We start from the raw sequence: 21,572 nt of genomic DNA, 5'->3' as shown, positions 1-21,572 counted from the left end.
AACCGCGCCTTCCTGGCATTGCATCACTCGCCCTGTCGGGCCGGAGCATCCAGCTCAAAAGCGGTGTGCAGCGCGCGTACAGCCAGTTCCAGGTACTTCTCTTCGATCACCACCGAGACTTTGATTTCCGAGGTGGAGATCATCTGGATGTTGATGCTTTCCTTGGCCAGGGCCTCGAACATGCGGCTGGCAACGCCGGCATGGGAACGCATGCCCACGCCCACGATCGACACCTTGGCAATCTTGGTATCGCCAACCACTTCGCGAGCGCCAATCTCTTTGGCCGTGTTCTGCAGGATCCGCTCCGCCGCATCGTACTCGTTGCGGTGCACGGTGAACGTGAAATCGGTGGTGTTATCGTGCGAAACGTTCTGCACGATCATGTCGACTTCAATGTTCGCGCCGCTGATAGGGCCCAGGATCTTGAATGCCACGCCCGGGGTGTCTGGCACGCCACGGATCGTCAGCTTGGCTTCATCGCGGTTGAAAGCGATGCCGGAAATGATCGGCTGTTCCATGGATTCCTCTTCATCAATAGTAATGAGGGTGCCCGGACCCTCTTTGAAGCTGTGCAATACGCGCAGCGGAACGTTGTACTTGCCGGCGAATTCCACCGCACGGATCTGCAGCACCTTGGAACCGAGGCTGGCCATTTCCAGCATCTCTTCGAAGGTAATCTTGTCCAGGCGCTGGGCCACGGACACCACACGCGGGTCGGTGGTATAGACGCCGTCCACATCGGTGTAGATCTGGCACTCATCGGCCTTCAGGGCCGCTGCCAGCGCCACGCCGGTAGTGTCCGAACCGCCACGCCCGAGGGTGGTGATGTTGCCCTGCTCGTCCACACCCTGGAAGCCCGCTACAACTACCACGCGGCCGGCTTTCAGATCACTGCGGATTTTCTGATCGTCAATCTGCAGGATGCGCGCCTTGGTGTGCGCGCTGTCGGTGAGGATGCGCACCTGGCTGCCCGTGTAGGACACCGCTGGCACGCCACGCTTGTTCAGCGCCATGGCCAACAGGGCAATGGTCACCTGCTCGCCGGTGGACACGATCACATCCAGCTCACGCGGCAGCGGTTGCTGGTCGCCGCTGATTGCCTTGGCCAGATCGATCAGGCGATTGGTCTCGCCGCTCATGGCCGACAGCACCACCACCAGGTCATCGCCGGCGTCGCGGAATTTCTTAACCTTGTCGGCCACCTGCTCGATTCTTTCGACAGAGCCGACCGAGGTGCCTCCAAATTTCTGTACGATCAAAGCCATTTCCAAGCCGCCTCAGCCCGTAAAGGGGCGCCTATTATCCAATCCATCCGCACTGCACCCGCCCGCGACTAGACCACGAGCGGGTTAACAGCGCCTTAAATACCTGCCTCGACAAACGGCACGGTCAGGGCCAGGGCCGCGTCCAGGGCACCGGCGTCTACACCACCGCCTTGCGCCATGTCCGGACGACCACCGCCCTTCCCGCCCACTGCCGCGGCGGCTTGCTTCATCAAATCACCGGCCTTGAGTTGGCCAGTCAGGTCCTTGGTTACACCGGCAACCAGAACGACCTTATCCTCATGGACACTGCCGAGCAGGATCACTGCGCGGCCGAGCTTGTTCTTCAACTGATCGACCAGCGCCAACAGCGCCTTGCCGTCCTGACCGTCCAGGCGTGCGGCCAGCACTTTCACATCCTTGACGTCCACGGCAGCGGCCGACAGATCGTCGCCCGCAGCACTGGCGGCCTTGGCCTGCAACTGCTCCAGCTGTTTCTCCAGCGCACGGTTGCGCTCCAGCACGGCGGACAGCTTGTCGATCAGGTTGTCGCGGCTGCCCTTGACCAGGGTGGCCGCTTCCTTGAGTTGTTCTTCAGCCGCATTGAGGTAGGCCAGGGCCGCAGCACCGGTTACCGCCTCGATGCGCCGCACGCCCGAGGCCACGCCGCCTTCGCTGATAATTTTCAGCAGGCCGATGTCGCCGGTACGGTTGGCGTGGATACCGCCACACAGTTCCACCGAGAAACTGCCGCCCATGCTCAGCACGCGCACGTTGTCGCCGTACTTCTCGCCAAACAGCGCCATGGCGCCCTTGGCCTTGGCGGTCTCAATGTCGGTTTCTTCGGTTTCCACCGGGCTGTTCTTGCGAATCTCGGCGTTGACGATGTCTTCCAGGGCCTTGATCTGCTCAGGCTTGATCGCTTCAAAGTGGCTGAAGTCGAAGCGCAGGCGCTGACTGTCGACCAGCGAGCCCTTCTGCTGAACGTGCTCGCCCAATACCTGGCGCAGCGCGGCGTGCAGCAGGTGAGTCGCCGAGTGGTTCAACGAAGTCGCGTGGCGCACGTCGGCGTCCACCTGGGCCTCCACCGGCGCACCGACGGTCAGGTTGCCCGAGGCCAGTACACCGTGGTGCAGGAAGGCGCCGCCAGTCTTGGTGGTGTCACGCACGTCAAAACGGCCGTTCGCAGCGTTGAGGAAACCGCAGTCGCCAATCTGGCCACCGGATTCGGCGTAGAACGGCGTCTGGTCGAGCACGACCACGCCCTCGTCACCTTCATTCAACACGTCGACCGACTGGCCTTCCTTATAGAGGGCAACCACTTTGGCCGCGCCACTGGTGGCCTTGTAGCCGGTGAATTCGGTGGCCACGTCAACCTTGACCAGGCTGTTGTAGTCCATGCCGAACGAGCTGGCGGAACGTGCACGCACACGCTGGGCTTCCATCTCGCGCTCGAAACCTGCCTCGTCGAGGGTCAGGTTGCGCTCACGGGCGATGTCGCCGGTCAGGTCCATCGGGAAACCGTAGGTGTCGTAGAGCTTGAACACCACGTCGCCCGGCACCACGGTGCCCTGCAGGTTGGCGAGGTCTTGCTCGAGGATTTTCAGGCCCTGCTCCAGGGTCTTGGCGAATTGCTCTTCTTCGGCCTTGAGCACGCGCTCGATGTGCGCCTGGTTCTGCTTGAGTTCCGGGAACGCATCGCCCATCTCGGCGACCAGGGCCGCGACGATCTGATAGAAGAAGCTGCCGCTGGCGCCCAACTTGTTGCCGTGACGGCAGGCGCGACGAATGATGCGACGCAGCACGTAGCCACGGCCTTCGTTGGACGGCAGCACGCCGTCGGCAATCAGGAAGCCGCAGGAACGGATATGGTCAGCCACCACTTTGAGCGATGCCTGCTCTTCATTGGCGCAACCGATCGCCTTGGCGGCAGCCGCCAGCAGGCTCTGGAACAGGTCGATTTCGTAGTTGGAATGAACGTGCTGCATCACCGCACTGATCCGCTCCAGGCCCATGCCGGTGTCTACCGACGGCGCTGGCAGCGGATGCAACACGCCGTCGGCGGTGCGGTTGAACTGCATGAACACGTTGTTCCAGATCTCGATGTAACGGTCGCCATCTTCTTCTGGCGAGCCCGGTGGGCCACCCCAGATGTCGGCGCCGTGGTCGTAGAAGATCTCGGTGCAGGGGCCGCACGGGCCGGTATCGCCCATGGTCCAGAAGTTGTCGGAGGCGTACGGTGCGCCTTTGTTGTCGCCGATACGCACCATGCGCTCGGCCGGCACGCCGACTTCCTTGGTCCAGATGTCGTAGGCTTCGTCATCGCTGGCGTAGACGGTCACCCAGAGCTTTTCCTTCGGAAGTTTCAGCACGCCGGTGAGGAAGGTCCAGGCGAAGTTGATCGCGTCTTGCTTGAAATAATCGCCAAAGCTGAAGTTGCCGAGCATTTCGAAAAAGGTGTGGTGACGGGCGGTGTAGCCGACGTTTTCCAGGTCGTTGTGCTTACCACCGGCGCGCACGCACTTCTGGCTGCTGACGGCGCGGGTGTAGGCGCGCTTTTCCTGGCCCAGGAAGCAGTCCTTGAACTGGTTCATCCCCGCGTTAGTGAACAGCAGGGTGGGGTCATTGCCTGGGATCAAGGAGCTGGAGGCGACACGGGTGTGACCTTGCTCTTCGAAGAAGCGAAGGAAGGCTTCACGGATTTCTGCGCTTTTCATTAGGTTCTTCCACGGAGGCTGCGGCCAAAGGCCAGTGCGCAACATCATCAGACGAAGCGACGGCAAAGGGCCGCATTATATCGGCCCTTTGCCGGTGGTACAGCGTGTTTATGCGATAGAGCGGCTCAATTAGACGGTCTGCACGGTCATTTGCGTGAGAATTCGACGAATGTCTCCAGCACTTGCTCGATCTGCGCCCGGCTGACGTCCAGGTGCGTGACCATACGCAAGCGCGGTGCGGCGCTCAATTTGATCCCGCGCTCGGCGGCAAACGCCTTCAAGGCCTGGGCGCGATCGCCGATCTGCACGTAGACCATGTTGGTCTGCACCGGCTCCACTGCGTAACCGGCGTTGCGCAACGCCTCTCCCAGCCACTGGGCATTGGCGTGGTCGTCGGCCAGGCGTTCTACCTGGTGATCCAGGGCATACAGCCCTGCCGCCGCCAGTGAGCCGGCCTGGCGCATGCCGCCGCCGACCATCTTGCGCAGGCGCCGGGCCTTGGCGATCAGCGCCGTGGAACCGCACAACACCGAGCCGATCGGCGCGCCAAGGCCCTTGGACAGGCACACCGACACCGAATCGAAATGCTGGGCGATCTCGCGCGCATCCACCCCAAGCTTGACGGCCGCGTTGTACAGGCGCGCGCCGTCCAGATGCAGCGCCAGGCCGTGTTCGCGGGTAAACGCCCGCGCTTTCGCCAGGTACGCCAGCGGCAGCACCTTGCCTTGCATGGTGTTTTCCAAGGCCAACAGCCGGGTGCGCGCGAAGTGGAAATCGTCGGGCTTGATCGCTTCCAGCACCTGGGCAAGGTCCAGCGAGCCGTCCGCCTGCACTTCCAGCGGCTGCGGCTGGATCGAACCGAGCACGGCGGCGCCACCGCCTTCGTATTTGTAGGTGTGGGCCTGCTGACCGACGATGTATTCCTCGCCGCGTTCACAGTGGGCCATCAACGCCAGCAGGTTGCTCATGGTGCCGGTGGGCACGAACAACGCCGCGGCAAACCCCAGGCGCTTGGCCAGTTCGGCTTCCAGGCGATTGACGCTGGGGTCTTCACCGTAGACGTCGTCGCCACTGACGGCATGGGCCATCGCGTCGAGCATGCCGGGGGTGGGTTGGGTCACGGTGTCGCTGCGCAGGTCGATCACAGACATGAAGCACGCCTCTCAAGGGTTGAGTAAGTTCCTTTTGTGGATGATTACTGCGGGCAAAGCCGCGGAATATCAAGCCCCATGCATCTTCAATCGAATACCAACCAAACAAACCGATATAGCTTATCGACACGGCAATCGTGCAGTTTCTGAAAAACCATGTTAAAAACTCTCCGCCGCCAGGGTTCTGGCGGCGACGTTCTCAGGGCGGGGTGCAATTCCCCACCGGCGGTAATTGCACGCAATGTGCATAGCCCGCGAGCGCTTGGCGCCTCGAACTGCTCACGCAGGACGGCGACAAGGTCAGCAGACCCGGTGTGATCCCGGGGCCGACGGTCATAGTCCGGATGAAGAGAGAACGGGATTGGCACCTGAGGGCCGAACGCTGACCGCATGCCTGCATGCCGCAGCCGTCCGTACCCTTAAATCCCATTCGATTCATAACGCCCTGTTTTTTTCTTAAACAGGAGTCAGAACATGCAACCCACCGCAATCGACAGCAAAAGCAAAAACCATCACGGCGAGCGCGTCGCGTTTATCCAGGCCTGCTGGCACAAGGATATTGTCGACCAATCGCGCAAAGGCTTCCTCGCCGAAATGATCGCCCAGGGCTACCAGGAATCGGATATCGATTTCTTCGAAGTCGGCGGCGCCTTTGAAATGCCCCTGCACGCCAAGCTGCTGGCCAAGACCGGCCGCTACGCCGGTATCGTTGCCGCTGCGCTGGTGGTGGACGGCGGCATCTACCGTCACGAGTTCGTCGCCCAGTCAGTGGTCAGCGGCCTGATGCAAGTGCAGCTGGAAACCGAAGTGCCGGTGTTCTCGGTCTCCCTGACCCCGCACCACTTCCACGCGGGCAGCGAGCACCACACCTTCTTCTACGAGCACTTCGTGCACAAGGGCCAGGAAGCTGCACGTACCTGCGCCGACACCCTGCACAAAGTACGCGCGATCCGTCGCAGCGAGCCGCGTGCCGTAGCCGTCTAAGCCACACCCTAGCCCAGCCCAGCCTCAGCGCTGGGCTTGTGTGGGAGCTGGCTTGCCTGCGATAGGATCAACTCGGTCTAACAGTTGGACCGAGTCAACCCGATCGCAGGCAAGCCAGCTCCTGCATTTGGATCCCGGCAAGCCGCGGGAATCAGGCCAGGCCCGCATCCGTGGTCGGCACAATCAATATCCCTGCCCGCAAACCATTCTTCACCTTCGGATTGGGGAAGATGATACGCGCGCCCTCCTCCTCGATGATCCAACGAGTCTTGGCCACGTCCTCGGCCAGCAGATACCCCTTCGCCAACGGCGAAAAGTTCTCCACGTCCGCCGGCAAGTGCAACAGGAAGGCATCGCTGTGCTTGATCACTTCGCGCGACACCGCGAACAGCTGCAGGCCGTCGAGGCTGTCGGTCTCGGGCTCATTGCCCTCGATGATCTGCTTCAGGCGCGTCTCCAGGCGGGACACGTCCACGCCCTGGTTCTGCCCGAACGGCCGCGCCTTGCCCAATTCCAGGGTGAAGGCTTCGGCGTCCAGCTGCTCGTAGGTAAATGCGGTGAAAGTGATCGAAGTCTTGTTCTGCAGCAGCACCGCCTGCATGCCGGCAGCGTTGAGGCGCGCCAGCTCGTGACGTGAATGCTGGCGCCCGTCCTTCCACGGGTACAGGGCAAACTGCTCGATCTTCGAGCCGCGAATGGCGGTGTGCAGGTCGTAATGCAGGCGCGAACGACCGGGCTGGTTGAAGAAGCTGCGGGCCAGTTGCTCAAGCTCGGCAGCACGCATGGCTTCCGGGCCGATGTTTTGCTCATGGCGGCCGTTGAACAGCCGGTTGACGTCCAGTTCGAGGTAACGCTCACCGCGACGCATGGCCTCGGGGTTGCCGAACAGGAACAGAATACGGGTGCGGGGCTTGATCTCCCCACGGGCTATGCCATGCAACAGGCGGTCGAGCAGTTCGATCGGCGCGGTTTCGTTGCCATGGATGCCCGACGACAGCAGCAGGTCGCTGCCGTTGTCCTTCGCTTGCGGTGGACGCACTTCGAGCGCGCCCTCGCTGAGCCAGCGCATCTGCACGCCGTCGACAGTCAGTTGAATTTTTTGCGCCGGTTCACGACCGGCGAGGGTCAGTTCAAGCAGTTTGCCGAGGGCGAGCATACGCAGCTTCCTTAGTGGTTGCAGCCAGGACCGTGGACGTGATCGTCGTCATCACCTTCAACGTCGGCCGGTTCCATTTCCAGTTGCAGGCTCATCAGGTTGGTGGCCAGCGGACGCATCAGCAGGTTGGCGTACTCGGCGTCGCCTTCTTCCACGTCCACACCGATCAGCAGTTGGCCACGGCCGTCGTGCTGGATCCAGATTTCCTTGCCCTGCCAGACCACGGCGACGCGGGTGCAGGAGGTTTCCAGCTGGGTGCCGTCGGTGTCTTCAAGAATCAGTTTCAGGGTGTCGGTGGTCATAAAGTAGCTCTCGGCATTGGGCGTAAAAGAAGGTGGCGTTAATTGATCTGGAAAGGATAAACCGCGCCCAGTTTAAGGATTTGCGTCAGTTCATCCAATGCCGTCCGGCACTCCAGCAACAATTGCGGGTCAGCCAGGTCGGTTTCGCGCAGGCTGTCGCGGTAGTGCTTGTTCACCCATTGGGTCAGGGTGTCGTACAACGGCGCGGTCATGATAACGCCTGGGTTCACCGCCGCCAGCTCGGTTTCGTTCAACGCCACGCGCAAGCGCAGGCAGGCCGGGCCACCGCCGTTCTGCATGCTCTGCTTGAGGTCGAAGACCTTCACTTCGCGGATCAGCCCGCCTGACGCCGTGAGGTTTTGCAGGTACTGCCACACGCGTTCGTTGGCACGGCACTCTTCCGGCACGATCAGCAGCATCGAACCGTCGGCGCGGGTCAGCAACTGGCTGTTGAACAGGTAGGAACGCACCGCGTCCTCGACGCTGACCTGGGCGCGCGGCACGCAGACCGACTGGAAGTTGCCGCCCAATTTGCCCAACTTGCCTTGCAGTTCGCCAAGCATCTGCTCGGTATTGAGGAAGGCATCCTCGTGATAGAACAGCACCTCGCCGTTACCCACCGCGATCACGTCGTTGTGGAACACGCCGGCATCGATCACCGCCGGGTTCTGCTGGGCGTAGACCACGCCTTCATCCTTCAGGCCGTGCAGGCGTGCAACCGCCTGGGAGGCTTCGAGGGTCTGGCGCGCCGGGTACTTCTGCGGGGCCGGGTAACGAGTGTCGAATGCACTGCGGCCGAACACGAAAAACTCCACGCCAGCTTCGCCATACTCACGGCAGAAACGCGTGTGGTTGGCCGCGCCTTCGTCGCCGAACTGCGCCACCGCCGGCAGCGCGGCGTGATGGGCGAAGTGTTGCGCATCGGCAAACATCGCCCCCAGCACACGGCTGGTGGTCGGGTGTTCGATGCTGCGGTGGTACTTGCAGTTGAGGTTGGCGGCGGTGAAATGCACGCGGCCATCCGCCGTGTCGGCGCTCGGGCTGACGGTGGCGGCGTTGGCCACCCACATGCTCGACGCCGAGCAACTGGCGACCAGCAGCGGCATCGCGTGCTTGGCGGCCTGCTGGATAACCTGGGCGTCGGTGCCGCTGAACCCCAGGTTGCGCAAGGCGGCCACGTCAGGACGTTCCTGCGGCGCCAGCACCCCTTGCACAAAGCCCATGTCCATCAGGGCCTTCATTTTCTGCAGGCCCTGCAACGCCGCTTCCTTCGGGTTCGAAGACTGCTGGCTGTTGCTCTGGGACGCGACGTTGCCGTAGGACAAACCGCCGTAGTTATGGGTCGGCCCCACTAGACCGTCAAAATTGACTTCATAGGATTTCATCGGCGAGGCTCCACGAACATCTGTATTTTTATAGGCATCAAGTGCAGATCTGTATCTGTTAACCCGATCAAGTGTGGGAGCTGGCTTGCCTGCGATGCGGGCAACTCGGTCATGCAGATACACCGAGGTGATGCCTTCGCAGGCAAGCCAGCTCCCACATTAGATCGGTGTCACTTTCACTTAAGCGTTACGCCTGGGGTCAGCGACGCAGGCAACACCAGGCTCGGGGTCTCAAGGGAGGCCACCGGGTACGCGCAATAGTCTGCCGCGTAATACGCACTCGCGCGGTGGTTGCCCGACGCCCCTACCCCGCCGAACGGCGCAGTGCTGGCGGCGCCGGTCAGTTGTTTGTTCCAGTTGACGATACCGGCGCGGCTTTCCAGCCAGAACTGCTGGTAGCGCGCTTCGGAATCCGACAACAGACCAGCGGCCAGGCCGTACTGGGTGTTGTTGGCCTCGGCAATCGCGCCAGCAAAATCAGCGTAGCGGATCACCTGCAACAGCGGGCCGAACAGTTCTTCATCCTCGCGTTCGGTCACGCCTGTCACGTCGATGATGCCCGGCGTCAGCAGTGCAGCCTGATCCTGGGGCTGAGTCATTTCCAGCAGCGCCACGGCGCCATTGGCCAACATCAGTTCCTGGGCGTCCATCAAGGCTTTCGCTGCGCCCAGGGAGATGACCGAGCCCATGAACGGCGCCGGCTGCTGGTCGAACGCGCCGACCGCAATCGTCGAGCTGACGGCCACCAACCGCGCCAACAGGGCATCGCCCCAGGCACCTTCCGGCACCAGCAGGCGACGCGCACAGGTGCAGCGCTGGCCGGCCGAGATGAACGCCGACTGGATAATGGTGTAGACCGCCGCATCGACGTCGGCCACTTCGTCGACCACCAGCGGGTTGTTGCCGCCCATTTCCAGCGCCAGGATCTTGTCCGGGCGCCCGGAGAATTGCTGGTGCAGGTGATTGCCGGTGCGGCTGGAACCGGTAAAGAACAGGCCGTCGATCCCCGGATTGGCCGCCAGGGCGATCCCGGTTTCGCGTGCGCCCTGCAGCAGGTTCAACACGCCTGCCGGCAGACCGGCGTCGATCCAGCACTGCACCGTCAGCTCGGCGACTTTCGGGGTCAGCTCGCTCGGCTTGAACAGCACGGTATTGCCCGCCAGCAGCGCCGGGACGATATGCCCGTTCGGCAAGTGCCCCGGGAAGTTGTAGGGGCCGAACACCGCCACCACGCCATGCGGCTTGTGTCGCAGCACAGCGGTGGCGTCGCCCAGCGGGCCGCTCTTCTCGCCGGTACGCTCGCGGTAGCTTTGCACCGAGATCGCGATCTTGTTGGCCATGCTGGTGACTTCAGTGGCCGATTCCCACAACGGCTTGCCGGTTTCCTCACCGATACAGCGGGCGATTTCATCGGCGCGGCTTTTCAGGGTCGCGGCGAAGGCCTCGAGCACGCTGATGCGTTCTTCCAGCGGACGCCGGGCCCAGCCCGGAAATGCCTGGCGCGCAGCCTGCACGGCAGACTCGACCTGCTCGGCGGTGGCGCCATTGCCGGCCCACAGCACTTGCTGGGTCACCGGGTTGCGCGATTCAAACAGTTCACCCTGGCCGGCCAGCCAGCTACCTGCGATATACAGCGAATTCATTACTTGGACTCCCGGGCAGCAGACAACGGAACAGCACGCACTTGATCACCCACCACCAGTTGCAGGCGCTTGGCGGTCTGCGGATCGACCACCAGCGTACCTGCCGCCAGACGGGCTGGAGCGGCGGTGATGCGGCACTCCTCGCGCTTGCGGTTATGAATCAGGAACGGCGTAGCGTCGTCACCTGGCGTGCCGATGGCCAACACCAGCGACTGGCTGTCGCGCACGGCACGGATCTTGGTGGTCTCACACTCCACCGCCGGGCCGGCGTCGAAGATATCGACATAGCCCTGGTAGCTGAAGCCCTCGCTCTTGAGCATGCTCAACGCCGGTTCGGTATCGGGGTGAACCTTACCGATCACATTGCGTGCGTCCTCGGAAAGGAAGCAGCTGTACAGAGGAAACTTCGGCATCAGCTCGGCGATAAAGGCCTTGTTGCCCACGCCGGTGAGGTAGTCGGCCTGGCTGAATTCCATCTTGAAGAAGTGCCGGCCCAAGCTCTCCCAGAACGGCGAACGCCCGGCATCGTTGGACACGCCGCGCATCTCGGCAATGATCTTGTTGCCGAACAGCTGTGGGAATTCGGCGATAAACAGCAGGCGCGCCTTGGCCAGCATGCGGCCGTTGAGGCCGTTGCGGTAATCGGCGTGCAGGAACAACGAGCACAGCTCGGAGTTGCCGGTGAGGTCGTTGGCCAGAAACAGCGTCGGAATCTCACGGTAGATATTCAGTTCCTGGGATGCACTGACGGTCAGGCCGACCCGGAAGTTGTACCAGGGCTCGCGCAGGCCGACCGCGCCGGCGATGGCGGAAATACCCACCACGCGGCCTTCGTCGTTTTCGAGCACGAACAGGTAGTCGGCATCGCCGCGCCCGGCGTCGCCGCGAAAGGTTTTTTCCGCCCAGCCAACCCGGTGGGTCAGGCGCTCTTCGTTGGCCGGCAAGGTGGTGAGGCCGGTGCCGGTGCTGCGCGCCAGATCAATCAGGGCCGGTAAATCGCTGCTGCGTACGGGACGAACGATCATGCTATCTCCTCGAACGGGCCGCTGTTGTCAGCCACCCGCGAAACTCTATTTAAACCGCTACCAGGCGCACGCTCGCGCCTTCGCCGACGCCCAGGGCTTCGGCCGCTGCCAGGTCCAGGGTCACCGGTTTGCCGGGCGCGTAGTCCAGCTCCAGCATCACCGCGCGGTAATCCTGCAATTGCGCGTTGCTCACCAGGTACTGGCGGCCGACGCCCTTGACCATCTCACCGATCTTCACCGGCACCACGCGGCTCTGGGCAATCGAGCGAATCCCCGACACCCGCGCGTGCAGCGTCGGGCCGCCGTCGAAGATGTCGATGTAGTGGTCGGTCTCGAAGCCTTCGCGCATCAGGATGTCGAAGGTGATCTGCGCTCGCGGGTGGACCTGGCCCATGGCTTCCTGGGCTTCGTCCGGCAACAGCGGCACATAGATCGGGTAATGCGGCATCAGCTCGGCGAGGAAGGTGCGGCTTTTCAGCCCGCACAGGCGCTCGGCGGCGGCGTAGTTGAGGTCGAAGAAGTTGCGGCCGATGGCGTCCCAGAACGGCGAATCACCGTTCTCGTCGCTGTAGCCGACAATCTCGGTCACCACCGAATCGGCAAAGCGCTCGGGGTGGCTGGCGACGAACAACAGGCGGCCACGGGAATTGAGTTCCGACCACGGCGAACCGACCAGTTCCGGCACCACGTAGAAACTGGTGAGCAGGCTGTTGCCAGTGAGGTCGTGGCATTGGGAAAGCACGTGGATCTTGTTGTGGATCTTCAATTCGCGGGAAGCGTGCACGAAGGTTTCGTTACGGAAGCTGTAGAACGGCTCCGAGTAACCGGCCGAGGCGACGATGGCCGAGCAGCCGGCGAGCTTGCCGGTCTCGGTGTCTTCAAGCACGAAGAAATAGCTTTCTTCACCGTTGAAACTCACCTCGGCAGCGAAGGACGCTTCGCTGGCGGCGATCTTGTCGCTGAGGCGTTCGACATCATCCGGCAAGGAGGTGACACCAATCGGGCTGTCCGCAGCCAGACGCTGTACCTCGCCCAGATCAGCCATTTGCGCGGGGCGCATCACCAGCATGGTGTCACTCCTTAACTCGAAAAACTCACAGGAAAAAATGCCAGGCACGGTCTTGAAACCAGTGAGGTCAAGTGTGGGAGCGGGCCTGCTCGCGAAAGCGGTGTGTCATTCAGCATTTCAGGTGACTGAACCACCGCTTTCGCGAACAAGCCCGCTCCCACATTGGATCTACACAGCTCCAATTAAGAGGCCCGGCACAAAAATTTAGGTTCGATGCCCAATCGTTTGGGCACCGAACGGTCCATCAAGCGTGTGTCAGCGTCTTCACGGCACGCTCAAAACGGTCCAGGCCTTCCTGGATGTCCGCGTCTTCCACCACCAGGCTCGGGGCGAAACGCACCACGTCGGGGCCGGCTTGCAGGATCATCAGGTTTTCTTTCTCGGCGGCGTTGAACACGTCCTTGGCCTTGCCTTTGAAGGCATCGCTCAGCACACAACCGATCAGCAGACCCATGCCGCGCACTTCGGTGAAGATGCCGTACTGCTTGCCGATCTGCTCCAGGCGCGCCTTGAACAGGTCGTGCTTGGCGTTGACGCCGGCCAGCACCTCGGGCGTGTTGATCACATCGATCACCGCCTCGGCGACCGCGCAGGCCAGCGGGTTGCCGCCGTAGGTGGTGCCGTGGGTGCCGACCACCAGGTGCTTGGCGAGGTCTTCACGGGTGAGCATCGCCGCAATCGGGAAGCCGCCGCCCAGGCTCTTGGCGCTGGTGAGGATGTCCGGCACCACACCGTAGTGCTGGTAGGCGAACAGGTGGCCGCTGCGGCCCATGCCGGTTTGCACCTCGTCGAACACCAGCAGCGCGTTGTTGGCGTCGCACAACTCGCGGGCGCCTTGCAGGTAGGCCAGTTCGGCCGGCAGTACGCCGCCTTCGCCCTGGATCGGTTCCAGCACCACGGCGCAGGTCTTGTCCGAGACAGCGGCTTTCAGCGCGTCCAGGTCGTTGTAAGGCACGTGGGTGATGCCGGTGATTTTCGGACCGAATCCATCGGAATACTTCGACTGGCCACCGACGTTGACGGTAAACAGGGTACGGCCGTGGAAGCTGTTCAGTGCGGCGATGATCTCGTACTTCTCAGTGCCGAAACGGTCGAACGCGACGCGACGGGCCAGCTTGAAGGCGGCCTCGTTGGCTTCGGCGCCGGAGTTGCAGAAGAACACGCGCTCGGCAAAGGTGGCGTCGATCAGCTTGTGGGCCAGGCGCAGGGCCGGCTCGTTGGTGAAGACGTTGGAGACATGCCACAACTTGCTGGCCTGCTCGGTCAGTGCACCGACCAGCGCCGGGTGGGCGTGGCCCAATACGTTGACCGCGATGCCGCCGGCAAAATCGATCAGCTCGCGACCCGCCTGGTCCCAGACGCGGGAGCCTTCGCCACGCACGGGAATAAAGGCAGCAGGTGCATAGTTGGGAACCATGACCTGGTCGAAATCGGCACGTTGCACCGGGGCTTGCTCAACGGACATCGGAGTCTCCTGAAGAGGAACGCCTGCCTGGAACTGGCGGGCGATGCAGGGATTGTAAGGACAGTTTTCAGCGCGACCTTGTCGCCAAGCGACAACTTCTTATAGCGCCAACCCCGGTTTTACGCGGGTTTACGCCAATGCGACAAATAGCGTCGCAATGGCGCAGTTTAAACCGTGCGCGCCCTCCGTGGGCAGGCTGATCGGTGGATGCGTGCAAATCCCTGCGGCGCTAACTGTCTACCACCCTGCCCACCCTGCCAGCTGTTTTGCTGCAACCTCCCAGCGATCGTCAAGGAACGACCCATGGCCGAACAGCCCAGCAGCACCGTACCGCATTACGAAATCCTCAAACATGCCCTGCCCGACTGGCTGGGCGCCGCCTCGGCCCTTAAACGCAATGCCCTGGCCCAGCCGGCGTTGATCCTCGCCGACGGCTTCAAAAATGCCAGTGAGCAACAGCACCAAGCACTTAAACGCCTCAACAGCCAGGCCTGGAGCGCACAAAACCGTGTGGACCAGGCCATGGAGCGCCTCAAAAGCCCCGAGGTTTTTGCCGCCGAAATCCTGCAAACGGCACTCAAGGATCAGTACGGCCTCGAGCCAGACGTGCGCAACACCTACCTGCAGCTCTACATTCCCCTGACGCTCGCCGGGTTTACGCTCAAACCCGGGGCCGCGCGCACCTGGAGCGTGTCGCTGCTGGATGCCGCCCTGCATAACTTCGAAGAGTCCGAAACGGCGGTCGACGGCTATGACGCCAACTCCGGTTTCACCACGCGTCCTGGCGCTGGCGGGCAGTTCCAGCCACTGCCGGCCATCGGCGCGAAGCTCTCGATTGCGCAGTTCACCACCCTCTGCAGGACATTGGACATCGGCGAGCGCTACCAGCGCTATCTCAGCGACTACCTCGGGCTGGACAACCCGGTAGCCCAGGCCAGCCTGCAGCACACGATCAAGCGCAGCCACCTGGCGAGCCTCGAACTGGCGCTGTACATGGCCGTGCTTAAACAAGACCTGCCCCAGGCCAGCCACGACACCCTCATGGGCCTGCTGCAGGGCCAGCCGAGCAGTGCCAACGGCTGCAAGCCCCTGCTGTGTTACGAGTTGGTGATCATGTCGACGCGCCTCACCGGCATCGTGCTGTTTGCCGAAGACCTGGACGCCAGCCGGCGGGTGGTGCCGGTCATCGCCTGGATCCCGGACGACCCCGAACACCCGATCAAGCAGTACCCCAGCACCCGCGCCTTGAGGCTCGCCCTCTGCGAAAAGCTGCGCACGCCCGACTACCAGCGCTTCTTCAGTCGTTTTATCGGCGCCGCAGACCTGAGCCTGTTTTTCGCCGACCTCAATCAGCGCCTCACCCAGGTGACCTGGCATGCCCATACCCCCGGCGACCCGCTGCCCAGCTGGCGCCAGACCCCGGTAGCCGGACCCAACCTGCAATTTCGCGCGGCAAAGATCGAGCGCGACCTGTTTGAACACCTCTACCAGATGAAACTCAGCAAACTGCTCGATGACGCCCGCAGCCGCGCCGTCTCCACCGCCAGCACCGACCGCAAAGCCCGCTGGGAACGCTGGGCCTTGATTGAAAAAGTCGGCAGCACGCTGTTGCAGATCATCGCCTTTATCGCCGTGCCGTTCGTGCCGCCACTGGGCGCGCTGATGCTCGGCTACACCGCCTACCAGGTGCTGGACGATGCCTTCGAAGGTGCCTTCGACTGGGTCGAAGGCCTGCAGCGCGAAGCCCTGGGGCATACCCTGGCGCTGGTTGAGCAACTGGTGCAACTGGGGATGTTTGCCATCGGCATACCCATCGCCCAGGACCTGCTACGCGCCGCGCTACCTGCCGAACTGAGCAGATTCTTCGAGCGCCTGAAACCCGTGACGCGGCCCGATGGCTCAGCGCGCCTGTGGCAGCCGGATCTTGCCCCCTATCGCAGGGCAATAAAACTGCCCAAGGGCGCGCGGCCCGATGAGCAGGGACTGTATCAGCACCACGGCGAATCGATCCTGCGCCTGGGCGAGGAGCACTATGCAGTGCACCATGAGGCCGAATCTGCCCGCTACACCCTCAAGCACCCCCAGCGCGCCAGCGCCTACCGCCCACAGGTCATGACCAACGGCGAAGGCGCCTGGGTAACGGAGCTTGAACGCCCATTGAGCTGGGACAGCACCACCCTGATGCGCCGCCTCGGCTACCGGACCGAAGGCCTCAGCGACAGCCGCCTGCAACAGGCGCGCCGGGTCAGCGACACCCACGACAACGGCTTGCGCCACCTGCACCTCAACCAGCAGCCGGCGCCACCGCTGCTGGCCGACACCCTCAAGCGTTTCAGGATCGACCAGGACCTGCAGGATTTCATTACGCAGATGAACAGCGACGACCCGGCCATTTCTCACCAGGCCGACGCGCAAACCCAGCTGCAACTGCTGGTCAGCTATGGGTTATGGCCGCAGACCAAAACCCTGCGTTTCCTCGACGCCCAGGGCCACACACTTTGGGAATTCGCCAGGGCCGACGGGGCCAGCGTGGTGCAAGTCCACCAGGCCCAGATGAAAAACGGCGACCTGCTGCAGATCCTTCTGGAAAGCCTGGATGAACAGGAGCGCAAGACCCTGCTGGAAGAGCCTTTCGGCACACCGCCCGCCTCGGCGCAAACCCGGGCAAAGGTGTTACGCAAAAAGCTCGCGCGCCTGGCTTACGACAAGCGCTTCTCGCTGTTCGATTCGCGCTATCGCGGTGAAGATCGCGCCCGCCATTCCCGCGTGCAAAAGATCCTCGACGCGGCGCCCGAGGCCGGGCTGCCTACCAGCGTCGGCGAAGAAATCCTTGCCAGTGCCAGTGGCGAGGAACTGCGGGCAATCGATGCCGGAACACTCCCCAAGCGCCTGCGCGACCTGGCGCACTGGGGCCAACAGGAGGTCAGGACCACCCGCGCGTATGAAGGTTTGTACCTGGAGACCGTCGAAAGCCCGGACACCGCCACGCTGGCCCTGCACTCACTGGAAAATCTACCGGGATGGCAGCCGGGCACGCGCCTTGAAGTCCGCCAATACCGGATCGATGGTGCCTTGCTGGACGCCATCGGCCCGCCTGACGCGCAAATCAGCCGGACCTTGGTCGCCACGGCCGACGGCCAATACGTCCCGTATGCGGACCAGACCGAACTGTTTGGCCAAAGCGACGTTTACACCGCGATTCTCCAGGCCCTGCCAGACAGCCGGCGCACTGCACTGAACCTCCATATCGGCCAAGGCGAGCGGCTCAAACAGACCCTCGCCGAACATGCATTGGGGCGCGACGCCCTGCGTCGACTACTCGACACCGACCCCGCGCAAAAACCTGAGTACGACCCAAAGTTCATGCGCTTGCGTGGCGGCGATGCGGGTTACCGCGCGGTCGCGCCTCTGGGGCTGGACGAAAACCGCGTGGTGTCCGCTGAAGAGCTTGCCCATGACCTGCTGCCGGCGCTGTCCACCGCGCAGATCCGCGAGCTGGTGCAAAGCCTCGAAAGCCAACCCGGTGGCGCGTTGGCCACCCTGCTTTCGCTGCAAACCGAATACCTGAGGATGACCCACGACCTGGCGCGCTGGGTGGGAAGTACACCTCGTCTGCACCCACAGACAGGCGCCCCGCTGAGTGCCGAGGAGTACGACTACGCACGACGTGACCGCCGTCTGTGGGCCCACGAAATCCAGCGGGCCTGGCGCCGCGAAACCGAGATCGACGATCACTTCGAAACGCCCGCGCGCAATGGCCATCGGCTCAGCCTGCCGGTCCCGCTGCAGGGCCCGCTGCCGCAACTGCGCGCGCGCTTCAGCCATGTTTCTCTGCTGGAGTTGCAAGGCAACCACAGCACTCAGCAGGTCGAAGATTTTCTGCGTTTGTTCCCCAGGCTGCGTCACTTGACGATCCGCCACGTCGGGCTGGAGCAGCTTCCCGCCCCCGTGTTTTCGATGCCCCACTTGAACGAGCTGATCCTCAGCGACTGCCAGCTGACCCTGACGACCGAACAGCTGACGGCACTCAGCGCCATGAGCCGCCTGGTTACGCTGGACCTGTACAAAAACCCCTTGAATCAGGTCCCCAGCGTCGAGCGCATGCCGGATCTGCGCTACCTGGACCTGAGCAGGACCGGCATCAGCGCACTGCCGCGCGGCCTCCTCAACCGTCCGAGCCTGGAGCTGGCCCTGCTCTCGCAGAATCAGCTGCGCGAACTGCCAGACGCGCTGTTCAACCTGCCGGCAGCCACCAGCGATAAATTCGACCTGTCTGCGAATCCGCTGACAAAGGCATCGATGGAGCGCGTCAAAGCCTATTACCATCGCACTGGCAAACGCTGGGAAATCGACGCGCCCTTGGCCGACCTCGCGCTGGCTAAACAGCTCTACCCAAGCTTCAGCAACGACGAAATCAATCATTTCGTGTTTGCCCTGCCAGGTGACCTGGAGGCCGGCAGGCTCGCCTTGATGCGCTTCCAAATCGAGTACCAGGCCATTCGCACCGATATGACGCCCTGGGCAAACGACCCGCTTGCCAGTCATGCAGAACGCATCAACCGCGCGCGCTTCATCGAGGCCATTGAAGCGGGGTGGCGTCGGGAAGTGCCGCTGGATCCCCAGCATCACGGGATTGCCCCCGGTTATGCATTGACCCTCGCCATGCCCGTCAGCGGCACACTTGCAACGCTGCGCATCACACTTCCACATGTGACGGCGCTGGTGCTGGAGGGCAGTGGCGCGCCCCTGCAACCGGGGTCATTCCTGCAGGCATTTCCAGGCCTGAAACGCCTGACCCTCGATCGATATGCGCTGGCAGAGTTTCCCCTCGGCATCGCGTCACTGCGCCAGCTCACGTACCTGCGCCTGCGCCGCAACGGCCTCCGCCTGTCACCCTCCACCGCCAATGCACTGGCTGCGATGAGCCAGCTGGAATCCCTCGACTTGAGCCACAACCCACTCGGCGAGGTGCCGGATGTGCGCCGCTTGAACAGGCTCGGCCAGGTGTCCTTGAGCAACACGGGGCTGACCCACATCCCGGCGAGCCTGCTATCGCCCGCCACGCCGAGGACGGCTATCGACTTGAGCCACAACCAGATCACCCAAGTGCCGGCGCAGCTGTTCACGTTGCGCGCCGACCTGTCGGCCGCCTTCGACCTGTCCAATAACCCGTTGTCAGCCCAAACCCTGCAACAGGTCAAAATCCACTTCCAGGGCACCGATAACGCCTGGAAAATCAGCCCGCCCTACACCGTATTGCGTCAGCTCAAGACGCTGTATCCCAGCCTCACGGATACCGAGCTGGGGCGCATCTTCTTTCAACTGCCAGGCGATATCGACGCGGCGCTACCGGCCATGGCACGACTGAAGGCCGAATACCACCAGATGAGTACCCGGCTTCAGGAATGGGTGCTCAATGTCCCCGAGCGTGATCCGATTCTGGATACCGTGCTGGACATGGGCACCCGCGCCGAGGAGCAGTTGCGACGCGCCCACTTCAAGGACCTGCTGGAACGTTGCTGGCGCCGGGAAACCGAGCTGGACGAAGGCGGCGAACTCCCGCCTCGACACAGCTACAAGCTGGTTTTTCATGCCCAGTTGCTGGGGGATCTGCCGCAACTGAATGCGCAGCTTCCTCACGTTACACTGCTGGAGCTGATCGGCGAGCGGTCCAACCAGAGCATTGACGAGCTGCTGAGGTGCCTGCCCAACCTCACGCACCTGACCGTCGAGCGTTATGCCCTGGGGGATATTCCCGAGCCCATCTTCAGCCTGCAGCACCTGCGCCAACTTTCGCTCTCCGACAACCGCATACAACTGACCCCTCGCAGCAAGGCGCTACTGGCGGGCATGGGGGGACTGGAGCATCTGGACATGAGCGATAACATGCTCGGCATGACGCCGGATGTGCGCAACCTGTCGCGCTTGAAGGCGCTGTACCTGCACAACTGCGGGCTGAGTGAAGTGCCCGAGAGCGTTTTCGGGCTGGGGCGCCTGCAAGCGCTCGACCTGAGCAGCAACCTGATCCAGCACCTGCCCAGTGACTTGCTGGAAATGCCCCTGCCACTCAACGACGACTCCGACCTGAGTGACAACCCGCTGTCGGCGCAGAGCCTTGCGTTGTTGCGCCGCTATTATCAACAGACGGGCTACGAACTGGGCGTGGAAGAAGCCATGGAGGACGAACAGGGGTTCCCGCTGGCGCCACCTGACACCCCGGTAGACATGGAGGAGTAACCCTCAGCCGCGTTCGGACGGTACCGACGACAGCTCGAACGGGCTGCTGCTGCGCCGCTGGTTGCGGTCTTCGCGCGGGGTGGCGCCAAAGAAGTTGCGGTAGGCGCTGGAGAAGTGCGGCCCCGAGGAGAAGCCGCAGGACAGGCCGATCTGGATGATCGACTTGCTGGTTTGCATGAGCATCTGGCGCGCCTTGTTCAGGCGCAACTCGAGGTAGTACTGACTGGGAACGCGGTTGAGGTATTGCTTGAAGATCCTTTCGAGCTGTCGTCGCGACACGCACACGTGCTGGGCGATTTCGTCGGTGGTCAACGGCTCTTCGATGTTGGCCTCCATCAGCAACACCGCCTGGGTCAGCTTCGGATGGCTGGAACCCAGGCGGTTTTGCAAAGGAATACGCTGGCGCTCGCCGCCTTCGCGGATGCGCTCCACCACCAGTTCCTCGGAGACTGCACCGGCCAGTTCGGCGCCGTGGTCACGGGCCAGTACCGCCAGCAGCAGGTCGAGCACCGACATGCCACCGCAGGCGGTCAGGCGATCACGGTCCCAGTCAAACAGGTGGCTGGTAGCGATGACCTTGGGGAAGCGCTCGGCAAAATCGTCCTGCCAGCGCCAGTGCACGGCGGCGCGGTAGCCGTCGAGCAAGCCGAGCTGGGCCAACGGGTAGACACCCGCCGACAGGCCACCGATCACACACCCGGCGCGCACCAGTTGCTTGAGCGCGGTGCTCAGTTGGGAGGCGATCACGGTCGGCGGTTCGTCCGCCAGCAGGAACAGCTTCTGGAAGCCTTCGAGCTTGCCCGCCCACGGCTCGCCCGGCAGCTGCCAGGCGCCATCGGTCGCAGGCTCGGCGAGCAGGAACGACAGCTCATACACCACATCCGGATGCACCCGCTGAGCAACGCGCAAGGCCTCCTCAGCCAGCGCAAGCGTCAGTGCTTTCGTGCTGGGCCAAATCAGGAAACCAATTCGATGGGCGGTCATGGAGGGCTATCCGAAGCGAGTAACAGTAATGAAGACAAGGGCCAATGCTAGCCCGGAAACCAACACAAATCTCAAAACATATGGCGTTCCAATGTGGGAGCTGGCTTGCCTGCGATGGCGGTGGGTCAGTGAGCACATCTATTTCTGATACACCGCTATCGCAGGCAAGCCAGCTCCCACAGGGGATTGAGG

The 21,572-nt window shown here is 62.7% G+C and carries 13 protein-coding genes and 1 riboswitch; of the genes, 2 read left to right on the top strand and 11 right to left on the bottom strand.

Annotated elements, in window-relative coordinates; all coding sequences use genetic code 11:
* Positions 1–23 precede the first annotated feature (23 nt).
* The 3 genes from QMX97_RS08165 to ltaE form a co-directional block, all read right to left on the bottom strand.
* Positions 24–1,265: an aspartate kinase gene (locus tag QMX97_RS08165; RefSeq protein WP_065909223.1), complete on the bottom strand. Its 1,242-nt coding sequence runs from the start codon at positions 1,263–1,265 to the stop codon at positions 24–26.
* A 95-nt stretch (positions 1,266–1,360) separates the two neighbouring features.
* Positions 1,361–3,979, bottom strand: a complete 2,619-nt coding sequence (gene alaS, locus QMX97_RS08160) for an alanine--tRNA ligase (protein WP_282396687.1) — start codon at positions 3,977–3,979, stop codon at positions 1,361–1,363.
* A gap of 146 nt (positions 3,980–4,125) precedes the next feature.
* Positions 4,126–5,130, bottom strand: coding sequence for a low-specificity L-threonine aldolase (ltaE, locus tag QMX97_RS08155; RefSeq protein ID WP_106802841.1), 1,005 nt, complete (start codon positions 5,128–5,130; stop codon positions 4,126–4,128).
* A 191-nt stretch (positions 5,131–5,321) separates the two neighbouring features.
* Positions 5,322–5,491: riboswitch (FMN riboswitch) on the top strand.
* 113 nt (positions 5,492–5,604) lie between these two features.
* Between ltaE and QMX97_RS08150 the strand changes: the two genes are divergently transcribed.
* Positions 5,605–6,114, top strand: a complete 510-nt coding sequence (locus tag QMX97_RS08150; protein ID WP_003233516.1) for a 6,7-dimethyl-8-ribityllumazine synthase — start codon at positions 5,605–5,607, stop codon at positions 6,112–6,114.
* Positions 6,115–6,265: 151 nt separating this feature from the next.
* Here the strand turns inward: QMX97_RS08150 and astE are convergent, their stop codons facing one another.
* From astE to QMX97_RS08115, 7 genes are all read right to left on the bottom strand, one after another.
* On the bottom strand, positions 6,266–7,270 hold the full coding sequence (gene astE / locus QMX97_RS08145) for a succinylglutamate desuccinylase (protein ID WP_282396686.1): 1,005 nt from the start codon (positions 7,268–7,270) through the stop codon (positions 6,266–6,268).
* Between the two features lie 11 nt (positions 7,271–7,281).
* Positions 7,282–7,572 carry a hypothetical protein gene (locus tag QMX97_RS08140; RefSeq protein ID WP_003214319.1) on the bottom strand — a complete coding sequence of 97 codons (291 nt, stop codon included), beginning with the start codon at positions 7,570–7,572 and terminating at the stop codon, positions 7,282–7,284.
* Positions 7,573–7,610: 38 nt separating this feature from the next.
* A complete protein-coding gene (astB, locus tag QMX97_RS08135; RefSeq protein ID WP_065909216.1) occupies positions 7,611–8,957 on the bottom strand; it encodes an N-succinylarginine dihydrolase in 1,347 nt (448 codons plus the stop codon).
* 176 nt (positions 8,958–9,133) lie between these two features.
* Positions 9,134–10,600, bottom strand: a complete 1,467-nt coding sequence (gene astD / locus QMX97_RS08130) for a succinylglutamate-semialdehyde dehydrogenase (protein WP_065909214.1) — start codon at positions 10,598–10,600, stop codon at positions 9,134–9,136.
* Positions 10,600–11,625 (bottom strand): arginine N-succinyltransferase, encoded by a 1,026-nt coding sequence (astA, locus tag QMX97_RS08125; protein WP_065909213.1) that lies wholly within the window; start codon positions 11,623–11,625, stop codon positions 10,600–10,602. Before astA ends, astD begins: the two co-directional genes overlap by 1 nt.
* 49 nt (positions 11,626–11,674) lie before the next feature.
* Positions 11,675–12,694 carry an arginine/ornithine succinyltransferase subunit alpha gene (gene aruF / locus QMX97_RS08120; RefSeq protein ID WP_003175655.1) on the bottom strand — a complete coding sequence of 340 codons (1,020 nt, stop codon included), beginning with the start codon at positions 12,692–12,694 and terminating at the stop codon, positions 11,675–11,677.
* A gap of 244 nt (positions 12,695–12,938) precedes the next feature.
* A complete protein-coding gene (locus tag QMX97_RS08115) occupies positions 12,939–14,159 on the bottom strand; it encodes an aspartate aminotransferase family protein (RefSeq protein WP_106802838.1) in 1,221 nt (406 codons plus the stop codon).
* Positions 14,160–14,462: 303 nt separating this feature from the next.
* On the opposite strand from QMX97_RS08115, the gene QMX97_RS08110 reads away from it, so the two are divergent.
* On the top strand, positions 14,463–20,396 hold the full coding sequence (locus QMX97_RS08110) for a DUF6543 domain-containing protein (RefSeq protein WP_282396685.1): 5,934 nt from the start codon (positions 14,463–14,465) through the stop codon (positions 20,394–20,396).
* 3 nt (positions 20,397–20,399) lie between these two features.
* Here the strand turns inward: QMX97_RS08110 and argR are convergent, their stop codons facing one another.
* Positions 20,400–21,380, bottom strand: coding sequence for a transcriptional regulator ArgR (gene argR, locus QMX97_RS08105; RefSeq protein ID WP_065909207.1), 981 nt, complete (start codon positions 21,378–21,380; stop codon positions 20,400–20,402).
* Positions 21,381–21,572: the final 192 nt, after the last annotated feature.

This window comes from Pseudomonas sp. PS01298 (assembly GCF_029959745.1).
Classification (GTDB): Bacteria; Pseudomonadota; Gammaproteobacteria; order Pseudomonadales; family Pseudomonadaceae; genus Aquipseudomonas; species Aquipseudomonas aylmerensis.
This window is presented reverse-complemented; position numbering and strand designations above follow the sequence as displayed.